The 23,176-nt window shown below is 48.8% G+C and carries 20 protein-coding genes, 1 tRNA gene and 1 pseudogene; 7 read left to right on the top strand and 15 right to left on the bottom strand.

What is annotated here, in order from left to right:
• From A7090_RS14200 to A7090_RS14185, 4 genes are all read right to left on the bottom strand, one after another.
• Positions 1 to 1,181 (bottom strand): integrase domain-containing protein (locus A7090_RS14200; protein WP_105274509.1); only part of this gene is annotated, 1,181 nt, incomplete at its 3' end.
• A 206-nt stretch (positions 1,182 to 1,387) separates the two neighbouring features.
• Positions 1,388 to 1,464 (bottom strand) — tRNA-Pro (locus A7090_RS14195).
• Positions 1,465 to 1,537: 73 nt separating this feature from the next.
• The gene (yejM, locus tag A7090_RS14190) at positions 1,538 to 3,298 is read right to left on the bottom strand and encodes an LPS biosynthesis-modulating metalloenzyme YejM (protein ID WP_105274508.1); all 1,761 of its coding nucleotides are present in this window, start codon (positions 3,296 to 3,298) and stop codon (positions 1,538 to 1,540) included.
• A gap of 19 nt (positions 3,299 to 3,317) precedes the next feature.
• Positions 3,318 to 3,545, bottom strand: coding sequence for a YejL family protein (locus A7090_RS14185; RefSeq protein WP_001135667.1), 228 nt, complete (start codon positions 3,543 to 3,545; stop codon positions 3,318 to 3,320).
• Positions 3,546 to 3,726: 181 nt separating this feature from the next.
• Here A7090_RS14185 and yejK point away from each other — a divergent pair, with 181 nt between their 5' ends.
• From yejK to A7090_RS14165, 4 genes are all read left to right on the top strand, one after another.
• Positions 3,727 to 4,734: a nucleoid-associated protein YejK gene (gene yejK / locus A7090_RS14180; protein WP_000050789.1), complete on the top strand. Its 1,008-nt coding sequence runs from the start codon at positions 3,727 to 3,729 to the stop codon at positions 4,732 to 4,734.
• Between the two features lie 343 nt (positions 4,735 to 5,077).
• Positions 5,078 to 5,662: a NapC/NirT family cytochrome c gene (locus tag A7090_RS14175; RefSeq protein ID WP_105274507.1), complete on the top strand. Its 585-nt coding sequence runs from the start codon at positions 5,078 to 5,080 to the stop codon at positions 5,660 to 5,662.
• Between the two features lie 92 nt (positions 5,663 to 5,754).
• Entirely contained in the window at positions 5,755 to 7,395 is a 1,641-nt protein-coding gene (locus A7090_RS14170; RefSeq protein WP_241957272.1) for an FAD-dependent oxidoreductase, read from the top strand.
• Positions 7,392 to 7,802, top strand: coding sequence for a cytochrome c3 family protein (locus tag A7090_RS14165; protein ID WP_105274505.1), 411 nt, complete (start codon positions 7,392 to 7,394; stop codon positions 7,800 to 7,802). The genes A7090_RS14170 and A7090_RS14165 overlap by 4 nt, the downstream gene beginning before the upstream one ends.
• 76 nt (positions 7,803 to 7,878) lie before the next feature.
• Here the strand turns inward: A7090_RS14165 and rplY are convergent, their stop codons facing one another.
• Both rplY and A7090_RS14155 read right to left on the bottom strand, forming a co-directional pair.
• Positions 7,879 to 8,163 (bottom strand): 50S ribosomal protein L25, encoded by a 285-nt coding sequence (gene rplY, locus A7090_RS14160; protein WP_000494188.1) that lies wholly within the window; start codon positions 8,161 to 8,163, stop codon positions 7,879 to 7,881.
• 124 nt (positions 8,164 to 8,287) lie between these two features.
• Positions 8,288 to 10,048, bottom strand: coding sequence for a DEAD/DEAH box helicase (locus A7090_RS14155; protein ID WP_105274504.1), 1,761 nt, complete (start codon positions 10,046 to 10,048; stop codon positions 8,288 to 8,290).
• Between the two features lie 150 nt (positions 10,049 to 10,198).
• Between A7090_RS14155 and rsuA the strand changes: the two genes are divergently transcribed.
• From rsuA to A7090_RS14130, 3 genes are all read left to right on the top strand, one after another.
• Complete coding sequence (gene rsuA, locus A7090_RS14145; protein ID WP_001350326.1) at positions 10,199 to 10,894, top strand: 16S rRNA pseudouridine(516) synthase RsuA; 696 nt, start codon at positions 10,199 to 10,201, stop codon at positions 10,892 to 10,894.
• A 27-nt stretch (positions 10,895 to 10,921) separates the two neighbouring features.
• The gene (gene bcr, locus A7090_RS14140) at positions 10,922 to 12,112 is read left to right on the top strand and encodes a multidrug efflux MFS transporter Bcr (RefSeq protein ID WP_105274503.1); all 1,191 of its coding nucleotides are present in this window, start codon (positions 10,922 to 10,924) and stop codon (positions 12,110 to 12,112) included.
• A gap of 333 nt (positions 12,113 to 12,445) precedes the next feature.
• Positions 12,446 to 12,790, top strand: coding sequence for a YejG family protein (locus A7090_RS14130; RefSeq protein WP_105274502.1), 345 nt, complete (start codon positions 12,446 to 12,448; stop codon positions 12,788 to 12,790).
• A gap of 3 nt (positions 12,791 to 12,793) precedes the next feature.
• On the opposite strand, the gene yejF is transcribed toward A7090_RS14130, so the two are convergent.
• The 9 genes and pseudogenes from yejF to A7090_RS14080 all read right to left on the bottom strand — a co-directional run.
• On the bottom strand, positions 12,794 to 14,383 hold the full coding sequence (gene yejF, locus A7090_RS14125; RefSeq protein ID WP_105274501.1) for a microcin C ABC transporter ATP-binding protein YejF: 1,590 nt from the start codon (positions 14,381 to 14,383) through the stop codon (positions 12,794 to 12,796).
• Between the two features lies 1 nt (position 14,384).
• Positions 14,385 to 15,410, bottom strand: coding sequence for an ABC transporter permease (locus A7090_RS14120; protein ID WP_105274500.1), 1,026 nt, complete (start codon positions 15,408 to 15,410; stop codon positions 14,385 to 14,387).
• Positions 15,410 to 16,504 (bottom strand): microcin C ABC transporter permease YejB, encoded by a 1,095-nt coding sequence (locus A7090_RS14115; RefSeq protein ID WP_105274499.1) that lies wholly within the window; start codon positions 16,502 to 16,504, stop codon positions 15,410 to 15,412. The genes A7090_RS14120 and A7090_RS14115 overlap by 1 nt, the downstream gene beginning before the upstream one ends.
• A complete protein-coding gene (locus A7090_RS14110; RefSeq protein ID WP_105274498.1) occupies positions 16,505 to 18,319 on the bottom strand; it encodes an extracellular solute-binding protein in 1,815 nt (604 codons plus the stop codon).
• Positions 18,320 to 18,400: 81 nt separating this feature from the next.
• Positions 18,401 to 19,957: a cyclic di-GMP phosphodiesterase gene (locus A7090_RS14105; RefSeq protein ID WP_105274497.1), complete on the bottom strand. Its 1,557-nt coding sequence runs from the start codon at positions 19,955 to 19,957 to the stop codon at positions 18,401 to 18,403.
• Between the two features lie 180 nt (positions 19,958 to 20,137).
• Complete coding sequence (gene mepS, locus A7090_RS14095; RefSeq protein WP_105274496.1) at positions 20,138 to 20,704, bottom strand: bifunctional murein DD-endopeptidase/murein LD-carboxypeptidase; 567 nt, start codon at positions 20,702 to 20,704, stop codon at positions 20,138 to 20,140.
• A 413-nt stretch (positions 20,705 to 21,117) separates the two neighbouring features.
• Entirely contained in the window at positions 21,118 to 21,831 is a 714-nt protein-coding gene (gene lpxT, locus A7090_RS14090; protein WP_105274495.1) for a Kdo(2)-lipid A phosphotransferase, read from the bottom strand.
• A gap of 38 nt (positions 21,832 to 21,869) precedes the next feature.
• A complete protein-coding gene (gene yeiR, locus A7090_RS14085; RefSeq protein WP_105274494.1) occupies positions 21,870 to 22,856 on the bottom strand; it encodes a zinc-binding GTPase YeiR in 987 nt (328 codons plus the stop codon).
• A gap of 112 nt (positions 22,857 to 22,968) precedes the next feature.
• Positions 22,969 to 23,176, bottom strand: a pseudogene (locus A7090_RS14080) (IS4 family transposase); the annotation flags it as partial.

Here is a 23,176-nt window from a genome sequence, read left to right as displayed (position 1 = left end):
CGGCTTAGGTTCGGCTCCGCGAAACAAGAATCCTCGCCCTTTAGGGCGGGGAGTACGTCAAATGCCCTGCGAACTTCATTGGTGTCTACATGCGCCAGCGCTGCTTCTATCACATCAGGATCAAAGCCTTCTTCGTTGGCTGCGGTGCTGAATATGGCCCGTAACCCGTGGGAAACAAGGACGCCTTGATACCCCATACGTCTTAACGCAGCATTGGCGCTTTGGCTGCTCATAGGTAATGTCGGTTTTTTAAAGCTGGGGAACACATATTCACGATGGGCGCTAATAGGCTTCATTGCTTCCAGCACGGCTAATGCCTGCTCACATAAGGGAATGATGTGATCCCGGCGCATCTTCATGCGACCTGCTGGAATCGTCCAGGTTTTATCCGTCAGGTTGATTTCTTCCCATCTTGTTTCTGCTGCCTCTACAGGTCGCGTGACGGTCAAAAGCTGCCATTCAATGAGTAATCGCGTTTGCCGCTCTATGCTGGCAATGGATAGTGTCTGCATGAGGTCGGGTAACTGCTCCGGCCTGATGGTTGGCATATGTTTTTTAACTGGGGTAGGGAAGGCCTTTCTGACATTTGAGGCGGTATTGATCTCTATCAGTCCACTATTGGCGGCAAAATCCATAACTTCATTGATGCGCTGTAGAACGCGTTTTAGTGTTTCAAGATTGCCCCGTGCTTTAATCGGTTCCAGAACGGTGACGAACTTACGGGCCGTCAGTTCGTTAATGGGAGTATTTCCAATGTCAGGGAATACGTACTTTTCCAGTGAACGCCATATGTCTTTGATGGTATTGGCAGCAAGGTTTTGGCTTTTTTTCATCTCGTACCAGTCAGCGGCGACCTTTTGGAATGTGTTCCCCCGGCGCAGTTCCTCTGCTTCACGTTTTTGTTGTTGGTGGTGTTGTGGATCAATATCTCGGGCCAAAAGCGATTTAGCTTTCTCTCTACGTTCTCTGGCATCAGCTAAAGAAAGATCAGGATAATTACCAAGAGTCCATGTAGTCCGCTTGCCAGTATCAGGCTTGTAGTAACGAAGTTGCCATGTCTTCACCCCCGAAGGTTTTACGATCAGAATTAATCCACCACCATCGGTAAGCGTGATTTCTTTATCGGGAGCTTTGGCATTTTTTATTTGAGTGGCGGTGAGTGGGGCGGTTTTGATGGCCATAGGACTAGCTCGCTTGGGACTTGGTAATGTTTTGGGACTAGGATTTTTAGGACTAGCCGCTATCTAGTCCCAAATTTAGTCCCAAAAATTCCGGCTGTAAACGGTTAATACCGATTACTACAGGTATTAAAAAACCCGCAAACTCAGAGAGAATGCGGGTTCTTAAGGGGTTTCCGTATGTATCCGATACATCCAGAATAATGATTTGGTCGGCACGAGAGGATTTGAACCTCCGACCCCCGACACCCCATGACGGTGCGCTACCAGGCTGCGCTACGTGCCGACTTGTGGCGCTAATACTACCGTTTTCCACAACGATTGCAAGTAAGATATTTTGCTAACTGATTTATAATTAATCAGTTAGCAATAAAACGCTTCTCGTCTGTCAGCACTTGCAATAACAAACTTAACTGTGGCTTTTCATCTTTCACTCTTTCACCACGTAAGTTGTAAGTGCGGTATTTACCGTTATTGTTCAGCACTAGCGTCTTTTTCGGGGTAGTAATTGCCAGCGTATTGTTATCCGCAGCTGTAACCCAGTAATGACGGCGTTGAGAGTTGAACAAATCCTGACCTTGCGAATATTCGCTGGCAGGTGTGCTGACATGTAGCAGGCGTTGCATCAGCGTCGTCATCAGATCGGTATGATCGGTCAGAGCATTAATACGCTGTGCTGGTGTGCCAGGCCAGTGAATCACTAATGGAACCTGAAGATGACCGTGGGACCAGTCAAAGGTTTCTTCCTCTTCGCTCAGCGGAATTCCTCGACCGGCAGTGATAATTACCACTGTATTACCCAGTTTGCCGGAATCACGCAGTGCATTTAGTACGCGGTTGATCTGGTCATCAACATTGCCTGCCGCCCGGCTATATTTCCGTGCAAATGCCTGCTGATTGCTGTCGTCAATGTTGGTGCCATTGAAAGAGACCCACGAGAACCAGCGGTTATCTTCTTGTGCGTAGCGGCCCAGCCAGTTGATCCACTGCGTGGCGGTCTGCTCGTCGGATTGGGTATGTACGCTCGGCATCGAGAAATCTGACAACAATGCCTGGCGATACAGTGGGCTGGTAAAGCCATCTGACGAGAATAATCCCAGCTGATAGCCTTGCTGATTAAGCGCAGTAATTAACGCCGCAGGGGTATGGGTCGACAGAATGCCGTCCATATAGCTTGGCGAGATGCCATAAAACAGGCCAAAGATGCCATTGTCAGTGGTGTTGCCAGAGCTCATATGGCGCGTGAACGAAATATTTTGCTCAGCAAAACCTGCCAGTGCAGGCATCTGCTTCTCGAAGCGAGAGTAGTTCAAGCCATCGACAGTAATCAACAGCACATTCTGCCCGGTCCCCATATCGTGATAGCGCAGTTCGCTTAACGGATACTGAACGGAAACGGCGTCGGGATTACCTTGCTCAATGAGACGGCGTTGATACTCTTGTGCATCAAGCAAACCATGTTTCTCAAGAAAGCGTCGTGCCGTCATCGGGTACGAAAGCGGCAGGTTAGCGCGCTGCATGGTGATCGGGCGATAGAAGTTGGCATCGGCCCAGATATACACCACATGCGAGGCGATAAAAGCGATAAATAAGAATGCGGCCAGCGGGCGTGCGAAGCGCCGACGACGCGTAAGGCTGCGTAACTTTTGCCAGCTCCACGTCGCAAACACCAGTTCAAGCAATAAAATAACTGGCACACTGATGAACATCAGCTGCCAGTCGCGCGCCATCTCATTTTCGTCCGGGTTGATAACCAGCTGCCAGACGATGGGATTAAGATGGAGATGAAAACGAGTAAAGACTTCGCTATCGATCAGTAATAGCGTCATTCCCGCTGTTGCCAGTATGACGGACAAAAACCTCATCAGCCTCTGGGAGCCGACGATAAAGGTCAGCGGGAAGAGGAGCAGCAAGTAGGTGGCAAACACCAGGAAGCTGAAATGGCCGATAATGCTAACGTAGGAATAAATGCGACCAGCAAGCGTTGTCGGCCAGTCGGCGATAAACAGGTAACGGCTGCCTATGACGAGCGAAAGCAGAATATTGAACAGTGCAAACCAGTGCCCCCAACTGACCATCTGGGAGACTTTTTCACGGTAGCGCTGACGATGAGTTACCATAACCTGTTATCTGTTTCCCTTAGTGCGCTTTGTCTTCGTTGATAGAGGACTGTAGGGCGCGGGCAAAAGAGTTGGCAATTGCCTGGCGTTGGGCCGGGGCAATGCTGGTATTGATAAGGTTAGTGACCATGTTGCCTAACACCATCAGGGAAAGGTCGGTCGGAGCCTTATGTTTTTCCAGTACGTTGAGCAGCTCTGCGAGCAATTGTTCAACCTGTTCATCACTGTAGCGGGAAATTTGTGGCATAAATCGAAATCAGTTAGTTGATGAAAGGGCAACATATTACCGTAGCAACGGTTTTTTTTCTGCTTTTTTATGCTTTAAATCATTCTCGTTACGCTGCCTTCTGTAAAATGACCGCCATCTTTTATTGCGTCGCTTAATCGGCGGTGGTTGAATACCGCCCGGTCTTAAAGGAGAGTTTATCATGAGTCTGGATATCAACCAGATTGCTCTGCACCAGCTTATCAAGCGTGATGAGCAGAACCTTGAGTTGGTGTTGCGCGATTCATTGCTGGAACCGACAGAAACCGTCGTTGAGATGGTGGCAGAACTGCATCGGGTCTATAGCGCCAAAAATAAAGCATACGGCTTGTTCAGCGAAGAGAGTGAACTGGCGCAGACGCTGCGCTTACAGCGTCAGGGTGAAGAGGATTTTCTGGCCTTTAGCCGCGCGGCAACTGGTCGCCTGCGTGACGAATTAGCGAAATATCCTTTTGCTGACGGCGGCTTCGTGCTGTTTTGCCACTACCGTTATCTGGCGGTGGAGTATCTGCTGGTGGCAGTTCTGAGCAATCTGAGCAGTATGCGCGTTAACGAAAATCTCGACATCAACCCAACCCATTATCTTGATATCAATCATGCGGATATTGTTGCGCGTATCGATTTAACCGAATGGGAAACCAATCCAGAGTCGACCCGGTATCTCACTTTTCTGAAAGGGCGAGTAGGGCGCAAAGTAGCCGATTTCTTCATGGACTTCCTCGGTGCCAGTGAAGGGCTGAACGCGAAAGCGCAAAACCGTGGTCTGTTACAGGCGGTCGATGATTTTACTGCCGAAGCACAACTGGATAAAGCCGAACGGCAGAACGTACGCCAGCAGGTTTATAGTTACTGTAATGAGCAGCTGCAGGCAGGTGAAGAGATCGAGCTGGAGTCGCTGTCGAAAGAGCTGGCAGGCGTCAGTGAAGTGAGCTTCACGGAGTTTGCGGCTGAAAAAGGCTACGAGCTGGAAGAGAGCTTCCCGGCAGACCGTAGCACGTTGCGTCAGTTGACGAAGTTTGCCGGTAGCGGCGGTGGCTTGACTATTAACTTTGATGCGATGCTGTTGGGAGAACGGATTTTCTGGGATCCGGCGACCGATACCCTGACCATTAAAGGCACGCCACCGAACCTGCGCGATCAATTGCAGCGCCGGACGTCTGGCGGAAACTAAATCTCCGGCTTTAACGTTTTTTCGGAGAAACTGTCGCAGGATAATCATAATTATGGTCAATCAATAAGGTAACTTACTGATTGACTTTTCATCTGAAGATAGTGTTTTTGTTATTAAATTAAGTGTTGTAATAAATATTCTCCCCAGCATCATTTTACTCTTCCAGTTGTTTTTGTGAACTGTAACACTAGAAATTTTACCCTGCTTATATTAAGGTTGCTTGGTGTAATACTCGATTATTTGTTTTTCTCATATGAAAAATATTTTTAATGACAATGTTACCGTTGTTGCATCTTACCCTTTATATTAATTGACCATATGAATGATTTTAAGGATTAATCGCATGGAGCAAGAAAATCCTGAAGATAAAAAGTGTTGCCAACCGAAAAAAACTTTCTCTTTAACCAGAAAGTTAATGGTATGTTTTGTTTTTACTCTTATTGTATTCAGTGGTTGTTTATTTGTAGTTATGAATACAGTCATTCACAGCACCAGTACAGACAGCTTTTGCCTGAGTTGTCATGAAATGAAAGACAACATCCTTACTGAAAGCTTTAAGACATCCATTCATGGCAGTAATCGTACTGGTGTGAAGGTCGCTTGCGCCGATTGCCATATCCCTGATGAGTTCGTCCCTAAGATGATCAGAAAAGCCCATGCGGTTAAAGAAGTTTGGGGTCATATGACTGGTGTAATCGATACGCCTGAAAAATTTGATGCACATCGTGGCGAAATGGCAAAAGCTGAATGGGCAAGAATGAGAGCAAACGATTCGCAGGAATGCAGAAACTGTCACGATATTTCAAAGTTACAGAAAAAATTTATGGCGCCATTTCATGAAGCTTCTCTTAAAGAAGGTAAAACGTGCATTGACTGTCATGCCGGCATTGCCCATAAATTGCCTGCGGTTTCAACAGCGGCTCATTAGTAGTTAATAAAGAATGTAATGGTTGTCTGGTTTCAAATAAAAACAAAAAGGGTTTCATGTTGATTTAATTATTTATGTAAAAGGACCATGTTATGAGGAAGCTACAAAAGGGTCTCTTATTAGCTGGGGTATTAACGGCGCTTTCCCTAAGCGCCTATGCTGACAGAAATATGAATAAGATCCCGCATGTTAATTTGTCGAATCCATCCGTCGAACCGACTAGTGAGAGAGTAATCCAAACAGATATTGTTGTTATTGGTGGTGGGCTTTCTGGTATGTCCGCTGGATTGACAGCGGTTCAGGGGGGAGCCAAAGTCGTCATTTTTGAAAAGTTACCTAGTCTTGGTGGGGCTGGAGTCTATCCTGAAGGTAGTTTAGGCATCGGCACCCTGATGCAGAAAAAAGAGGGGAAAGGCGCTACGCTGAATCAGGCCTTTGGTAAGGCGATCGATTTCCATCACTGGCGAGCTAATGCCAGCGCATTGCACACGTTAATGAAAAACTCAGGTGAAACCATCGATTGGGTTGCCAGTAATGGCGTTGAGTTCACTACCTTAAAAACCACCATTTATCCTCAGTCAGATTCATTATGGACCTGGCATATGTATAAGCATAACGGAGCGTCCGTTACGAAAAGCTTTTACAAGAAGATCCTTGATGGCGGTGGCCAAATCTATACCGAAACTCCTGTTAAGAAGATCATTCGCGACAAACAAAGCGGCGATGTGGTTGGCGTCGAAGCCGTTAATAGCGTAACAGGGGAAAAAATCATTGCCTATGGCAAAGGTGTGATTGTAGCAACCGGTGGTTTTGCCAATAACCGTGACATGATTGAAAAATACATCACTGATGTTAATCAGAAAAACATGGTGCCGGTAAAACTGCGTGGCCCACTGATTGATGGACGCGAAGGCGATGGCATCAAAATGGGGCAAGACATTGGTGCGGATACTGCCGGGATGCAAACCATTGCTGGCAATAGTCCCTATGTCGATCAGGATCCCCCTATCCGCCAGTTTAACGGTGCGGATTACCAAAAACAGGCCAGAACCTCATTAAGCCAGCCATTCCTGTGGATTAACAGACAAGGCGAGCGTTTCTTTGATGAGTCTCTCGGTTCCAGTTTTACCCTCGTTTACAACGCCATCACCATGAATGGTGGAGTAATGTACTCCGTTTGGGATGACGCAATGCGTCAGAAGATGGTTAACGAAGGACCGGTCACACCGTTTAACGCCATCGTTTTGCCGGGGCAACCGATGAAGGCCCTGGATCAGGCCATTGAGATCGGCATGAAAGAAGGGTGGTTGTTTAAAGGTGAAACGCTGGATGACCTGGCAAAACAGATCAATGTACCTGCAGACAATCTGAAAGCAACGATTGCGAAAGTGAACAAGTATACGGACGAAGGTTTTGACCCTGACTGGGGACGCAAGAAAGAACATTTGTTTAAATTCCAGGACAAGGGGCCGTATTACGCCGTGAAAGGTATTCGTGCCTACTTCCTGACGCTGGGTGGTTTGAAAATGAACAGCGATTTGCAGGTCTACGATACCAATGAGAAGATCATCCCTGGTCTGTATGTTGTCGGGCAGGATATGGGGGGACTTTATGACAGTTCTTATGATTTGGTGTTAGAAGGTTCGGCATCTGGTTTTGCCTTAACATCAGGACGTATGGCGGCAAAACATATCATTAGTACCAGAATGCAGACGCAAGGAGGTGGCAAGTGAGCAAGTTATTGAAGAACGTTGTCACAATCATTCTGGCAGGTGTGTTGTGTAGTGTAATCGGTATGGTCTCTGCCAGTGCTCAAGAAATTGTTGGCATGAAGATGCATAAAACGATAGGGCTTGAGTGCAATAATTGTCATGTCGATGATGTAAAAGCTAACAAGAATATGACGCCAACCTGTGTTAGCTGCCATGCGCCTGGTGAGCGTTATTATCATGGTAAGAAAGATTCAGAAGGTAACCCTGTGTTAAAAGAGTACCCGGAGTCGGGTAAAACACGTGTTGCTTCTTTCCATGACTCGCATGGTGGGGAAATTCGTTGTACGGTATGCCATACGTCACATGAGAAGGAACCACAGCCACTGTATTGCAATAACTGTCACCAGTTTGATGTGAAGATTAAGTAGCTTTTGGTCTTTATCAGTCACTAAAAAAGAAAACGGCCCGTAAAGGCCGTTTTCTTTTATTCAACTTATTCAGCGATTAAGCACGAACAAAGTCGATGTGCTGCAGCTTCGGTTTGTACGGGTGACGCTGTACGTCCTGAGCTTTAACTTTGATTTCTTTACCGTCAACAACGATGGTCAGAACTTCGCTGTAGAATTCAGCTTTAACTTGCATGTTCATGACTTTGTCGTGATCCAGCTCAATAGCCAGTGGCGCTTCGTTGCCACCGTAAATGATTGCCGGGAATTTGTTAGCGGCACGCAGGCGGCGGCTCGCACCCTTACCCTGCTCTTTACGTACTTCTGCGTTGATAGTAAACATTTATTTCTCTCTTAAATGATTCCTGCTACAGGCGACCCAGCAACAGGTAAGTGATCTGCTTTGCGTATGCAAAAGCGGGCGAGATTCTATACTCAATCGCCTTATACATCAATCAAAACTACCATTATCCGCGTAATTCGTGCGCCCGACGAAAACGACCTTCGTAATCGAACACTTTTTCACGCACTTGCCAGTACTGACCTTTCATGCGGGCGACGACAAAATCCGGATGTCGTAGTAAGGCTTGCTGGGCGAGGATATCGGCGGCGGTGATCCAGCGCAGAGGGATGCCCGGTGTGCGCGTATGCGGGCGGATAAAAAGCTGCTCGAAGGCAGTACGCTGGGCAGGTGTTTGTAGACGGAAACGCTCACTCACATCCGCGCCGTCTTCATCGTAATAGGTGATTTTCAGCCATTCACCTTTCTCATCATACCCATGCTGCAAAGACATGCCGCTACAGCGTAATACCAGCGCGTCTTTCAGTCGTAGCGCCGCTTTTAACATATCGTCCGGATCAACCAGTACCGTGTCACATTCGCGGCAGCGGCGGGCAGCAATATCATTTTCTGCGTTACATTGCGGGCAATTTTTAAAACGGAAACGGAAGTCACACTGTTCGCGATGACCGTCGTCATCTTCAAACCATCCCTGACAACGACGACCAAAGTGCTCAATCAATGTGCCGTCGGCGGTCGTTTTCCCCCAAAAGGTGTTAGCAAAGCCGCAGGCAGGGCAGAAAACCTGCACCGGGACGTTGTCACTTTTGCCTTTTGGTGTACCGACCTCCGGCGCGTAGAGATCGTGGGGATTACCCGCATAATCAAGAATTAAGCAACCAGTCTTGCCGGGAGCCAAACGTAAACCGCGCCCGACAATTTGTTGGTAAAGGCTCACTGATTCGGTAGGACGCAGAATGGCGATAAGATCGACGTGCGGGGCGTCAAATCCGGTGGTCAGTACCGCGACGTTGACCAGATAGCGAAAACGCTGAGCTTTAAAATCTTCAATTAATACATCGCGCTCAGCGCCGGGTGTGTCGCCAGTAATCAGTGCTGAATCTTCGGCGGGCAGCAATCCCACAATCTCTTTTGCGTGTTCGACCGTTGCGGCGAAAATCATCACCCCTTTACGCGTTGCGGCGAACTCCATAATCTGGCTGACGATGTGTGGTGTAATACGTTGTTGTTTTTTCAGCTCGCGGTTGAGATCGGCTTCGCTGAACAGCCCGTTGCTCTGTGCCTGCAAGCGGCTGAAATCGTATTGCACTACTGGCATATCCAGCCGTTCTGGCGGCGTCAGATAGCCGTGTTTAATCATATAACGCAGCGGCAGCTCATAAATGCAGTCACGGAAAAGGGCTTTCTCATCGCCGCGTACCATGCCGTGATAATGGAACTGATAAATCCAGCCTTTGCCCAGCCGAAAAGGCGTGGCAGTCAGCCCGAGCAGGCGTAAGTAGGGATTCACCTTGGTCAGATGAGTAAGGATTTGCTGATACTGGCTCTCTTCATCGTCACCAATACGGTGACATTCATCGACAATCAACAGCGAAAATTCACCCTGAAAGGCATCAAGATTACGGGCGACCGACTGCACGCTGCCAAATACCACTTTGCCGTGGCTCTCTTTACGCTTCAGCCCGGCGGCAAAAATATCGGCTTCCAGCCCCAATGCCTGGTATTTAGCATGGTTTTGCGCCACCAGTTCTTTAACGTGTGCCAGCACCAGCACGCGACCACGCGCCAGCCGCGCCAGTTCCGCTATCACCAGGCTTTTACCTGCCCCGGTGGGTAGCACAATAACGGCAGGGGTTTTATGACGACGAAAATGGTTGAGCGTGGCATCCACGGCTTCTTGCTGATATGGGCGAAGTGTAAAAATCATGGTCTCGCGTAGGTAGATTATTCAGCTAATAGTATGCCACGGATCTTTTTCCCTTGAGGGAAGTTATTAGACCGTTATACTGGACAGACAACAGTTCAGATTTTCGGGCCAAAGCCCGACCTCCGTTTTTTTACAGGCAAAATCACACACATGCGACTTGATAAATTTATCGCACAGCAACTCGGCGTTAGCCGTGCTATTGCCGGGCGTGAAATCCGCGGCAATCGTGTCACCGTCGATGGCGAAATCGTCCGTAATGCAGCTTTCAAACTGCTCCCTGAACATGATGTAGCTTACGATGGCAACCCGCTGGCACAGCAACACGGTCCACGTTACTTCATGCTCAATAAGCCTCAGGGCTATGTTTGCTCCACGGACGATCCTGATCACCCAACGGTGCTCTATTTTCTTGATGAACCGGTAGCGTGGAAACTGCACGCCGCAGGGCGTCTGGATATCGATACCACCGGTCTGGTGTTGATGACAGATGATGGTCAGTGGTCGCACCGTATTACTTCTCCGCGCCATCATTGCGAGAAGACCTATCTGGTGACGCTGGAATCACCCGTAGCTGACGATACGGCAGAGCAATTTGCTAAAGGCGTGCAGCTGCATAACGAAAAAGATCTCACTAAGCCGGCGGTGCTGGAAGTGATTACCCCAACGCAGGTTCGTCTGACCATCAGCGAAGGGCGTTATCATCAGGTGAAACGCATGTTCGCCGCCGTGGGTAACCATGTGGTTGAGCTGCATCGTGAACGTATTGGCGGCATTACGCTGGATGCTGATTTAGCCCCCGGTGAATATCGTCCGTTGACTGAAGAAGAAATTGCCAGCGTCATCTAACTTTTCAATGACTTTCAGGAGCCCGTTGTGACCACCCGACAGCATTCGTCGTTTGCTATTGTTTTTATCCTTGGCCTGCTGGCCATGTTGATGCCGCTGTCGATTGATATGTATCTGCCCGCGCTACCGGTAATTTCATCGCAGTTTGGCGTACCGGCGGGCAGTACGCAGATGACCCTGAGTACTTATATTCTGGGCTTTGCGTTGGGGCAGTTAATCTACGGGCCGATGGCAGACAGCTTCGGGCGTAAGCCAGTGGTTCTTGGCGGTACGCTGGTGTTTGCCGCCGCCGCGGTGGCGTGTGCGCTGGCACAAACCATCGATCAGCTGATTGTGATGCGTTTCTTCCACGGGCTGGCGGCGGCTGCGGCCAGCGTGGTTATCAATGCCCTGATGCGCGATATCTACCCGAAAGAAGAGTTCTCACGGATGATGTCGTTTGTCATGCTGGTAACGACCATTGCACCGCTGATGGCACCGATTGTTGGCGGCTGGGTGCTGGTGTGGCTGAGCTGGCATTACATTTTCTGGATCCTCGCCGTGGCGGCGATTCTGGCTTCAGCCATGATCTTCTTCCTGATTAAAGAAACCTTACCACCGGAGCGTCGCCAGCCTTTTCACATTCGTACCACTATCGGTAACTTTGCTGCGCTGTTCCGTCATAAGCGTGTCCTGAGTTACATGCTGGCCAGTGGTTTCAGCTTTGCCGGAATGTTCTCGTTCTTGAGCGCCGGACCCTTTGTTTACATTGAAATTAACCATGTCGCGCCGGAAAACTTTGGTTATTACTTTGCGCTAAACATTGTTTTCCTGTTCGTGATGACCATCTTTAACAGCCGCTTCGTCCGCCGTATTGGTGCGTTAAATATGTTCCGCTCGGGGTTGTGGATACAATTTATTATGGCGGCGTGGATGGTCATCAGCGCGCTGCTGGGGCTGGGATTCTGGTCGCTGGTGGTTGGCGTTGCGGCATTTGTAGGCTGCGTGTCGATGGTGTCATCCAATGCGATGGCGGTCATTCTTGATGAGTTTCCCCATATGGCGGGAACGGCATCTTCGCTGGCAGGAACCTTCCGTTTTGGTATCGGGGCAATTGTTGGCGCCTTGCTTTCTCTTGCGACCTTTAACTCTGCATGGCCGATGATTTGGTCAATTGCATTCTGCGCAACCAGCTCCATTCTCTTCTGTCTGTATGCCAGTAGGCCGAAAAAACGGTGATCTATTGCACAACGAGGAAGCGAAAAGGCTTCCTTTGTTGATGCATGTCAACCACGAATCTATCATTCTCCCCGATATATGTTTATTTTATGTAAAATCAATTTATGTAAAAAGTCACATCATTGTAGTTAAAAAGGTTGAGTTAGATCGCAGAAACGGGTACATATAGCCCCGCAAACGTGACCACGCCCGCAGATATTATTTAAATCAGAGCCATAGAGGCCACGCAGGCGAGGCATCAATCTTTACGATCTGTATAAAGACTGATTGTTGATGATGTGTTAAAATTGATGTAAATAAATTGTGAATTAAATGTACTCCCGGGGAAATTAAGTGACTTCATTACAACTCTCAATCGTCCATCGACTGCCGCAGAACTATCGCTGGTCTGCTGGTTTTGCAGGTTCGAAGGTTGAACCGATTCCGCAAAATGGATCGTGCGGTGACAACAGCCTGGTGGCGCTTAAATTGCTTAGTCCGGATGGTGATAATGCATGGTCGGTGATGTACAAACTAAGCCAGGCGTTAAGCGACATTGAAGTTCCATGTTCGGTACTGGAGTGTGAAGGTGAGCCGTGCCTGTTTGTAAATCGCCAGGATGAGTTTGCTGCAACATGCCGATTGAAAAATTTTGGTGTGGCAATTGCCGAACCCTTTTCAAATTACAATCCTTTTTAAGCGTCAGCTTAACGCCAGTAGCTGACGCGTATACTCCTGCTGCGGTGCGGCAAACACGCGCGCGCACGGCCCTTGTTCCACGACTTCCCCTTGTCGCAGTACGATAACCTGATGACATAACGCGCGGACAACGTGCAAATCGTGGCTGATAAATAAATAGGCCAGTTGATGCTTTTGTTGCAATGATTTCAATAGCGTCAATATTTGCGCCTGTACCGTTTTGTCGAGTGATGATGTCGGTTCATCAAGTATGATCAGCGAGGGCTTAAGAATTAATGCCCTGGCAATCGCAATACGTTGCCGCTGACCACCAGAGAACTCTGCCGGATAACGGTGGCGTGTTTCAGGATCTAATCCCACTTCATGCATCACGGCTTTAACTTGTTCTTCGCGTTGCGCGGCAGAAAGTACCGGTTGATGAACGCGTAACCCTTCCTCGATAATCTGCAACACGTTTAGACGTGGGTTGAGTGAGGAGTTCGGATCTTGAAAAACCACCTGAATTCGATGGCGAATCGGCAACAACTGGCGACGATTTAAATTTTGCAATGGCTGACCGTCAAAGACGATGCTGCCCTGAGAGTTAATCAACCGTAGCAGCGCCAGTCCTGTTGTGCTTTTGCCGGAACCAGATTCGCCCACTAAGCCCAGCGTTTCACCTGCATGCAGCGTAAAACTGATATTCTTCACCACCACGTTATGATCGACAATACGTTTCAGAATTCCTTTGTGGATTGGGAAGGCAACCTGAAGTTGTTCTACATCAAGCAACGTCGAGGCAGGTTCTGGCAATGGCACCGGCTCGCCCGATGGTTCACTGTTGAGCAGCGTTTGTGTATAAGGATGCGCAGGGGAGGAAAGTAGTGCGGCGGCGCGATTTACCTCCACACAACGACCGTTTTGCATGACCGCTACGTTATGGGCCAGTTTTCTGACAATGCTGAGGTTATGAGTAATAAACAGCATGCCCATATTCAGTTCGCCTTGCAGTTCACGCAACAGCTGTAGGATCTGCGCCTGGACAGAGACGTCCAGTGCGGTAGTCGGTTCATCGGCAATTAATAATTCCGGTCGCGTTAACAGCGCCATTGCAATCATCACCCGCTGGCGTTCGCCGCCGGAGAGCTGATGCGGGTAATCTGTCAGTCGTTTTGCTGCCTGACGGATACCGACGCGATCAAGGCAGTTGAGAATTTCGCCACGCGCCGCTTCCCGACGCATTCCGCGGTGGAGTGAAAGCACTTCATAAAGCTGTTTTTCCAGAGTATGCAATGGATTTAACGACACCATCGGCTCCTGAAAAATCATGGCGATCTTACTACCGCGTACGCCGCGCAATGTTTGCTCGCTGGCATGAAGCAGCGATTCGCCATGAAAACGAATATCGCCAGAGAGATATTCAACCGGTGGGGAAGGGAGCAGACGTAAAATTGACAGCGCGGTAACGCTCTTACCTGAACCTGATTCCCCCACCAGCGCCAGCGTTTCGCCAGCCTCTATCTGTAGTGAAACATCATTCACTACGGTACGAACAGTTTGCTGATGGCGAAAACCCACCGACAGATTTTCAATCGCTAACAGAGTTTGCGTCATGCTACACCGCCTTATTAGGATCAAATGCGTCGCGGACTGCTTCACCAATAAAGATCAGCAAAGACAACAATATCGCCACCGATAAGAAAGCGGTGATCCCAAGCCACGGGGCCTGAAGGTTATTTTTCCCTTGTAACAGTAGTTCGCCGAGTGACGGTGAACCGAGCGGCAGACCGAAGCCGAGGAAATCGAGCGAGGTCAGGGTGGTTATCGAACTACATAAAATAAACGGTAAAAAGGTGAGGGTAGCGACCATGGCATTTGGCAATATATGACGCAGGATGATATTGCAATCGCTGACACCAAGCGCCTGCGCCGCGCGGATGTAGTCGAAATTACGGGTCCGTAAAAATTCTGCCCGCACCACGCCGACCAGACTCATCCAGCCAAACAAGATGGTAATTGCCAGCAGCCACCAGAAGTTAGGCTGTACGACGCTGGAAAGTAGAATAATTAAAAACAGCGTCGGCATCCCCGACCATACTTCAATAAAGCGTTGCCCCCAGAGATCCACTTTCCCACCGTAATAACCTTGTAGCGCTCCCGCCAGCACGCCCATTACACTGGAACAGAGTGTCAACAGAAGACCAAACAGAATCGAGATCCGCGTGCCATACAGAATGCGTGCCAGCACATCGCCGCCGTTGGCATCCGTTCCCAGCCAGTTTTGCCGGGAAGGTGGGGAAGGGAAGGGCATGTCGGTAGAAAAGTTGATACTGGTAGCGCCAAAGCGAATCGGTGCCCACAGTACCCATCCGTTATTTTCCAGCCGTTGTTTCAGCCACGGGTCCTGATAATCAGCCTGACTTGCCAGCGGGCCGCCAAAATCACTCTCACTGTAGTTTTTCAGCAACGGGAAATACCAACTGCCGTCATAACGCACCAGCAACGGTTTATCGTTGGCGATCAGTTCAGAACACAAACTCAAACCAAACAAGACGAGGAAAATCCATAACGACCAGTAGCCGCGACGGTTATGACGAAAACGCGCCCAACGGGCCTGATTGACGGAGCTGAGTCGCGACATTAACGTCCCTCAAAATCTATACGCGGATCGACCAGCGTATAGCTGATATCACTGACAATATTCAGCAGCAGGCCAATCAGGGTGAAAATATACAAGGTACCAAACATTACAGGATAATCGCGCGAGACGGTCGCTTCGTAGCCCAGTAAGCCAAGACCATTGAGCGAAAACATCACCTCAATGAGCAGCGAGCCGGTGAAAAACATGCTGATAAACGTCGCCGGAAAACCGGCAATCACCAGCAGCATGGCGTTGCGGAACACATGTTTCCAGAGAATATTTTTCTCACTTACCCCTTTCGCACGTGCGGTCACCACGTATTGCTTGCGCACTTCATCAAGGAATGCGTTTTTTGTCAGCATGGTCAGCGCCGCAAAGCCGCCAATCACAGTCGCCAGCACCGGTAGCGTGATATGCCACAGATAATCGGTGATTTTCTGATACCACGGCAGCGCATCAAAGTTAGCGGAAACCAGGCCGCGCAGAGGGAACAGGTCGAAATAGCTGCCGCCCGCGAAGAAGACAATCAGCAGGATGGCAAACAAAAAGGCCGGAATGGCGTAGCCGATGATGATAAATGCGCTACTCCAGACGTCAAAGCGGCTACCGTTATAAACCGCTTTGCGAATGCCTAACGGAATCGACACCAGATAGATAATCAGCGTACTCCACAATCCGAGGGTGATGGAAACCGGCAGACTGTTTTTAATCAGCGTCAGCACCGAGGCGCTACGAAACAGGCTGTCGCCAAAATCAAAGCGGATGTAGTCCCAGAGCATTTTGAAGTAACGTTCGTGGATCGGCTTATCGAAACCGTAGCGATGAGTGATCTCGGCGATCACTTCTGGATCTAATCCGCGTCCACCACGATAATTACTGTCGCTGATATTGCCGACGCCCGTTTGCGCATGGCTGGCACGAACGCCTTCGCCGCCTGCGCCGGGTAATACTCCGGCATTACCAAATTCAATGGCGGCGATGGCCTGATCGACCGGCCCGCCAGGCGCAATTTGCACGATGAAAAAGTTGATGGTGATAATTGCCCACAACGTTGGGATCACCAGCAACAGACGACGAATCAGGTAAGTGACCATCTACTCTCCCTGTTGTCTGGCTGAGGGCAGTTTGGCCGCTTTATTAACGTCATACCACCAGGTATCGATACCCAGGCTGTAAACAGGGCGCACAGCGGGTTGGGAGAATTTATCCCACCAGGCGAGACGGTCTTTTGCCATGTACCACATCGGCAGCATGTAATAATTCCACGTTAATACGCGGTCCAGTGCGCGCCCCAACGGCAGTAATTTTTCTTTATTTCCCTGGGCGGCAATAATTTGGTTGATCAGTGAATCAATCACCGGACTTTGCACGCCGGGGGCATTATAAGTGGAATTGATATATTCCGATGACCAGGAAATCTGTAAATCGGAACTGGGCCACGGCATCGCCCTCCATAGGCGCGGCATCATGTCATAGTCGCGGCTGCGCATACGGTTGGTGATTTGCGAGTTATCCACCTTGCGAATGTCCATGTTGATACCCAGCCGTTGCAGGCTGTGCTGGAACGGCAATACCCACTGACTATTGCTACTCGAAGGAAGTAATAATTCAAAGCTGAGTGGCTGACCCGTAGTGGCATTAACGCGTTGCTGACCCTTCAACACCCAACCTGCATCGTAGAGAAGTTTGTCGGCTTTTAACAGGTTGTCACGATCGTAGCCATCGCCTTTGGATACCGGCGGCTGGTAGATTTGTGTGAAGACTTCTGGCGGTAGATCTTTTTTCATTGGTGCCAGAAGCACCAGCTCAGCGGCGTCGGGGTAATTTCTGGCCGCGTATTCGGTATTCTGAAAATAACTGTTCGTGCGACTCCAGGCATTGTAAAACAACGCCTTATTCATCCATTCAAAGTCAAAGGCGAGAGTAAGGGCTTCCCGAACCCGGCGATCGCTGAATACCGGACGTTGAATATTAAACGCCAGCCAGCGCGTATCCTGGGCTGATTCGTTCTTTTGCTCATCTTTGATGATGTATTTTTTATCGAAATTTTTACCGGTATAGCGCGTGGCCCAGTTTTTGGCATCGTTTTCCAATCGCAAATCAAAAGCACCGGCTTTAAATGCTTCAAAGGCGACATTATCATCGAGGTAATAATCGTAGCGAATGGTGTCGAAATTCCAGCGTCCACGGTTTACCGGTAAGTTTGCTGCCCAGTAATCTTTCACGCGGGAATAGACAATATTTTGTCCCATTTTCCAGGACGTAATGCGGTACGGACCACTGGCAAGCGGAGGCGTGGCGAGCGGGTCGCTAAGTTTGTGGTCCTTCCAGTACTTTTCTGGAAATACCGGCAGCGAAAACAGACTCAGCATATCTTCTTTGCCGGGTTTAGTTAACTCAATGCGCACGGTTAACGGTGCAATGGCTTTGACGGTGGTGCCTTTGTAGACCAGACGAAATTGCGGCACGCCTTCGGTCATAAATTTTTGAAAAGTGAACTCAACATCGCGGGCAGTAATGGGTGAACCATCATGAAAACGGGCGCGTGGATTAATAGCGACCTCCACCCAGGAATAATCGTCAGCATAGCGTGCGCTTTCGGCAATCAGCGGGTAATAACTGCCAGGCTCGTCATCGGAAGTAGTAAATAGCGTGTCGTACAACTGCTCGGTGCGTGCGCCGGGGTTGCCGCGCAGTGCATAGCGATTGAAATTATCGAAGGTGCCGAGGGCTGACAATGTTATCTGCCCGCCTTTTGGCGCGGCGGGATTCACATAATCAAAATGGTTGAAATTAAACGCGTACCGGGGTTCTCCCAGCACTGCAAAGGCATAGCTTTCCTTGATAGCCTGCGCCTGCACACCAAAGGTGAACAGAGCGATAAACAGCAGCAGTATGCGCACAATCATCTGCAACAGATTTCCTTTTATTCATCATTAGCCGCAATCCGGCATGCTTTCACTATGAATAATAAGGGACGTAAGCACGTCTTACCACTGCGGCGTAGACGGTTTCTTCAGCCAGAGGACAAAATCGTCCAGCGCTAACGGATGACTAATCCAGTAGCCTTGCATGAAATTAACGCCGCGATCTCTTAGCCATCGCGCTTGTTCCGGTGTTTCGACCCCTTCAGCAACTGTCAGCATATTGAGACGTTTCGCCAGCGTCAGTACCGCGTCAAGTACGGGTGAAGTGATCGTTTCCGTACCAATAGCGTTAATAAATCCACGGTCAATTTTCAGGTAATCGAGCGTAAAACGCTCAAGATAGATAAGCGCGCTGTGCCCGGTGCCGAAGTCATCAATAGCAATTTCTACGTCGACCGAGTGCAGCCATGCGAAGAGTTGAGTTGCTTCTTGCTCTTTCAACATATCGCGCTCGGTAATTTCCAGCACAATCTGGAAATGGTGTGCGGGCAGGGAAGTGAGCAGTTTTTGGATATCAGCTTTAAAGCTTTCGCTGTGCAGATGGTCCGGCGCAATGTTAATGCCAAATTTGATACCTACCGGCAGTACTTTTTCTAATTCTGCGGCATCGCGGGCAATCAACTCAAACAGGTGCTGAGTCAGCGGCACAATCATCTTTTGCGATTCGGCAAAGTTAATAAAGGCATCAGGGGGAATTTCTCCCGCTACAGGATGCCGCCAGCGTAGCAGTACTTCCAGGCCCGTTACTCGCAAAGATTGTGTATCAACCATCGGTTGATACACCACGTAAAATTGTTCGCGCTTGATGGCGGTCATGATTTCTCTGCCGGGGCGCATACGTACGCTCATCAGGTAATAGCAGAGCAGGCCAACGACAGTTCCACTCATGCCACCCAGTAAAAATGCGTACCACACATCGTTCCATGTCCAGTCATCCGCATAAAGCCGAACGGTCAGAGGAATGCCTGCAATTTTAGTTTCACGGACTGGCGTTCCGGTTAGCTCTTTTACGTTCATCAAACGTGACGCAAAGGTTGATAGCGCGGTATCACCAATAATAAGGGCTATTCCATCGAAATCTTGCTGACGAGAGCTATAGAGAAGATACGGTGTCAGGTGCAGATTTAATGCTGCAAACACGCCGCTATTTTTCAGCAAAGGGTTGCGATACCAGATGACGATTGCGGGTTTGTTCGGCACCATCGGCGTGCCGGGTAAGATCGCCATATCGACGTTTTTATTAATGTCGAGCGCCGGAATCAATTCATTGAGTGGAATGTCCATCTCACCGGTCGCAGATGAACAGAATGTCTTTTTATCTTTCACCAGCACAAACGTACGGACATTCATACTAAATGCCGCGCGGGCGGTCAGTTCGGGGTTAGCTTGCTGACAAGTGTCTAAAGTCAGCGGCTGGAGCCGGTCAGTAGTGGATTTCAGGTCGGCAAAATAGGTATCGAGATACTTTTGTACGTCGGTAATCAGTGTGTCGTATTTGACTTCGTGCTTATGCCAGGCCATTAGAAACTGAAGGCAACTCACCAGTATCGCAATCATCACGCCTGCAACGATGCAGGTAAGCAAGAGCTTACGTCCAGAAGAGGGAGCGCTTATGAACATGATTCCGTTAATTTCCTGAAATTACGACAACATTTAAAAGAGAACAATGACCGGACTATAGCCTGGATCAAGACGCGGAAACATCATTTTCTCTGATGAATAAAAACAAAAAAGCACTGCTTAAGCAGTGCTTTCAGTGAACTCGTCAGGATAGCCAAGGGATTGCATCCAAACGGTTTATTAGCTGCGGCTGAGAACCCGGCGTGCTTCGTTGTAACGCTTCTTCCAGTACGGTTCATTCATGCTGGAAATAATAACACCACTGCTGGTGGAAGCATGAACAAACTGATTGTTGCCGATATAAATACCGACGTGGCGTCCCGTTGAACCGGCACGGAAAAGAACTAAGTCACCCGTACGTAAATTACTGCGCGAAACAGACTTACCCATTTCTTGCTGTTCATAGGTCGAACGCGGAAGTTCTAAGCCAAATTGTTCACGGAATGTACGCTGAACGAAACCAGAACAATCGATACCTTTTTTAGTGCTGCCGCCCAGACGATAGCGCACGCCTTTCCAGTCAGCATACTGATCCATAATTCGCGATTTTACGTCGACATTACGAACCAGGCTTTCAAATTCATCCTGAGAAGCTTGCAGTGATGATGTTTCACTACCCACTGCACGTGTCTCAGGATGCATATTCTTTGCGGTGTTATTTGCACTACATGCAGAAAGCAGAACTGCTACTGCAATTGCGGGGATCCCGCGCAAGATATATCTCAAAATCGGTTGAGATTTGACCATGTTGTTTGTTTTCCCTTGAAGTCCTTAACGACAAATATCGTTATAAAAAAATGCCAAACGACACGAGACTAATTACCCGGGCATGTCGAAACAATTCCTTAAGGCCAAATCTGTGGACTAACGCACAAAATTATATGCTGTGAGGATAATTTAACGCCGAGGCAAAAACGAGTTCGAGATTACCCGATTGCTGCGGTCTTGGCGAGTGGTTTTACATGATTTTTTATAAGAAAAAGTGATACAGAAAGTTAATAAGCGGGATTGGTCAATTTAAGTACGATTGAGTGAAACGCATGCAATCCATTCATTTACTTAGGGAATGATTTTTGCGTTTGATGGATGAAAGCAACGGCACGCATCATCAGGATTATCCGCATTATGAAAATAAACCTGATGATGTTAATTCCTGTGAGTTATTTGTTTTGGAAATGTTTGTTTTTTCCCGGTAGTGATTTGTCAAAAAAGGTGATTAATCGATCACTTAATGGCGTCAGCAACACCCAGGGTAGACCGATCAATATCACGGTCATCGAACCGACAATGATGTCAGTAAACCAGTGTGCGCCAATCATTACTCTGGGAAATGCAAAAACCACAAAAATAATAAGGGCGATAGGCCCTGCAACTTTGCCGAAATAACGCCACATGAATGCCGAAAAAATAAGCAGCATCATGCCGTGATCGCCGGGAAAGCTATCTCGAGAGGCATCTTTGGTGGGGACAGAGAGCAGTTCGCTGACGCGGTTAATCTCCGTAAACGTTAATGTCGGACTGGCCCGTTTGACGGGAATTAATACCTGGCCCAACTGGTTTAATACTACTGCGGTTAATAGCATGACCAGACCAATAATCACGATACGTCGTCTGCCTGAGGCATTTTCTTTTAGCCAAAAACTCAGCATCAACATTCCCATTGCCAGCAGTGAACAACCGTCGAAGGCGCGATTATTGGTCAATGCAACCAGCCACAAAAAGGCCTTACTTTCGACCAGTTTCTGATTAAAGACATAAAAAATATCCGCATCAATCGGCAACCAGAATCCATGATTAACGGGAATATACCAGGAAAGAAACAGCGTGAGGCCGACAATATTCAACAACACTATTTGCGGCAAATTTTTAGTCATATTTTCTCTAATGATCTTACGGAAAAACGCAGGCAACCTTACGCGGTAGTCGCTAAACGAAGCTTCAACAGCGCACTCTGCAAGGCATTCCAGTCGCCTTCGCTGCTGGAAATCAGCTCAATGCGACTGTCCGGTGGCGCAACGTTTTGCGTTTCAATGTGCAGGTCATTGCCCTGACGGTTGATTCGCACCAGTCCTTCGGGAATACGCATCACGCCTTTTACGCGTTCCACCGGTGCAAGTCGCGCCCATTCCAGAATGCCAATGGTGTCGAATACTGTATCTGCGTCGAATATCCAGCCGCAGGCCTGATATCCTTGCCCGCTGTTCAGGCTGCGACGCCAGCGTTGATGCTCTGGCAGGCTTAACGCTGCTAACCCTTTTTTCACGCCATGCTGATGTGAATGCGCGGCGCTGGCGGGTAACTCAGCTAAATTGCGACGCGGTAAATCCAGAAGATGACCGTCAATTTTTCCATGTTCGCTGTGAATTAATTGCCGATCGCCACCATTTTGCTGCCACCAGTGTTGTAGCGCTTGCTCACTTTCAGGCGTCGCACGGTCGGATTTATTGGCGATAATAATGTCTGCGGCAGCCAACTGGTCACGGAAGTTTTCATTGCTGGCGCTTTTTTCTTCCAGCAGCAGGCGTGGATCGAGAATGCACAACGTGGCACGCAGATCTATCCACGGTTCATAGACTGGCGCGGTTAAGAGATCGAGGATCTGTTTCGGATGACCCAGCCCGGTCGGCTCTATCAACAAGCGGTCTGGTTTTCCCTGACGCAGTAAGGTATTCAACCCTACCTGCATGGGTAAACCATTAACGCAGCACATGCAGCCGCCGGGGATCTCTTTCAGCAATGCGCCGCTATCGGCGAGCAAAGCGCCATCAATTCCGACTTCCCCAAATTCATTAACCAGTACCGCCCATTTTTCGTTGGGATTTTTATGGGCTAATAGATGAAGAATCGACGTGGTTTTCCCGCAGCCGAGAAAACCGGTGATGAGGTTGGTCCTGGTCACAACGGCTCCGCAATACTTTGATAAGTTAACTGAGCATTAATCCTGGCTAAAAAAGGCAGAAAAGAGAAGGGGAGAGCGGACGAAGGCGCTGAGGGATCCCCATAAATCAGCGCTAATAAACCAACACCATATTCTGGTAGGTTTTGGCGAGATGATTAAGAACTGTGCTTAGCACTGTTCGTCTTAAAATTAGCGGGGAGTGTCGTAAGACATTCTTCGCTAACGTCAGATACGAGATTACCCGCCGTGTTTTAATGCTGTTGGCCTGATATCTCAGATGTAATCCTTTGTTTTCAGCATGATAGCCAATAAGCCACAGT

It is taken from the genome of Escherichia sp. MOD1-EC7003, from assembly GCF_002965065.1.
In the GTDB taxonomy this organism is placed as follows: Bacteria; Pseudomonadota; Gammaproteobacteria; order Enterobacterales; family Enterobacteriaceae; genus Escherichia.
The sequence above is the reverse complement of the archived record's forward strand: the minus strand, read 5'-3'. Positions and strand labels throughout refer to the sequence as shown.

Coding starts and splice junctions, on each gene's coding strand:
- A7090_RS14105 (WP_105274497.1), bottom strand. CDS start 19,957: ATGTTCATAAGCGCTCCCTCTTCTGGACGTAAGCTCTTGCTTACCTGC.
- yejK (WP_000050789.1), top strand. CDS start 3,727: ATGAGTCTGGATATCAACCAGATTGCTCTGCACCAGCTTATCAAGCGT.
- mepS (WP_105274496.1), bottom strand. CDS start 20,704: ATGGTCAAATCTCAACCGATTTTGAGATATATCTTGCGCGGGATCCCC.
- yejF (WP_105274501.1), bottom strand. CDS start 14,383: ATGACGCAAACTCTGTTAGCGATTGAAAATCTGTCGGTGGGTTTTCGC.
- A7090_RS14110 (WP_105274498.1), bottom strand. CDS start 18,319: ATGATTGTGCGCATACTGCTGCTGTTTATCGCTCTGTTCACCTTTGGT.
- rplY (WP_000494188.1), bottom strand. CDS start 8,163: ATGTTTACTATCAACGCAGAAGTACGTAAAGAGCAGGGTAAGGGTGCG.
- A7090_RS14170 (WP_241957272.1), top strand. CDS start 5,755: ATGAGGAAGCTACAAAAGGGTCTCTTATTAGCTGGGGTATTAACGGCG.
- A7090_RS14120 (WP_105274500.1), bottom strand. CDS start 15,410: ATGTCGCGACTCAGCTCCGTCAATCAGGCCCGTTGGGCGCGTTTTCGT.
- lpxT (WP_105274495.1), bottom strand. CDS start 21,831: ATGACTAAAAATTTGCCGCAAATAGTGTTGTTGAATATTGTCGGCCTC.
- rsuA (WP_001350326.1), top strand. CDS start 10,199: ATGCGACTTGATAAATTTATCGCACAGCAACTCGGCGTTAGCCGTGCT.
- A7090_RS14175 (WP_105274507.1), top strand. CDS start 5,078: ATGGAGCAAGAAAATCCTGAAGATAAAAAGTGTTGCCAACCGAAAAAA.
- A7090_RS14115 (WP_105274499.1), bottom strand. CDS start 16,504: ATGGTCACTTACCTGATTCGTCGTCTGTTGCTGGTGATCCCAACGTTG.
- A7090_RS14185 (WP_001135667.1), bottom strand. CDS start 3,545: ATGCCACAAATTTCCCGCTACAGTGATGAACAGGTTGAACAATTGCTC.
- A7090_RS14155 (WP_105274504.1), bottom strand. CDS start 10,048: ATGATTTTTACACTTCGCCCATATCAGCAAGAAGCCGTGGATGCCACG.
- yejM (WP_105274508.1), bottom strand. CDS start 3,298: ATGGTAACTCATCGTCAGCGCTACCGTGAAAAAGTCTCCCAGATGGTC.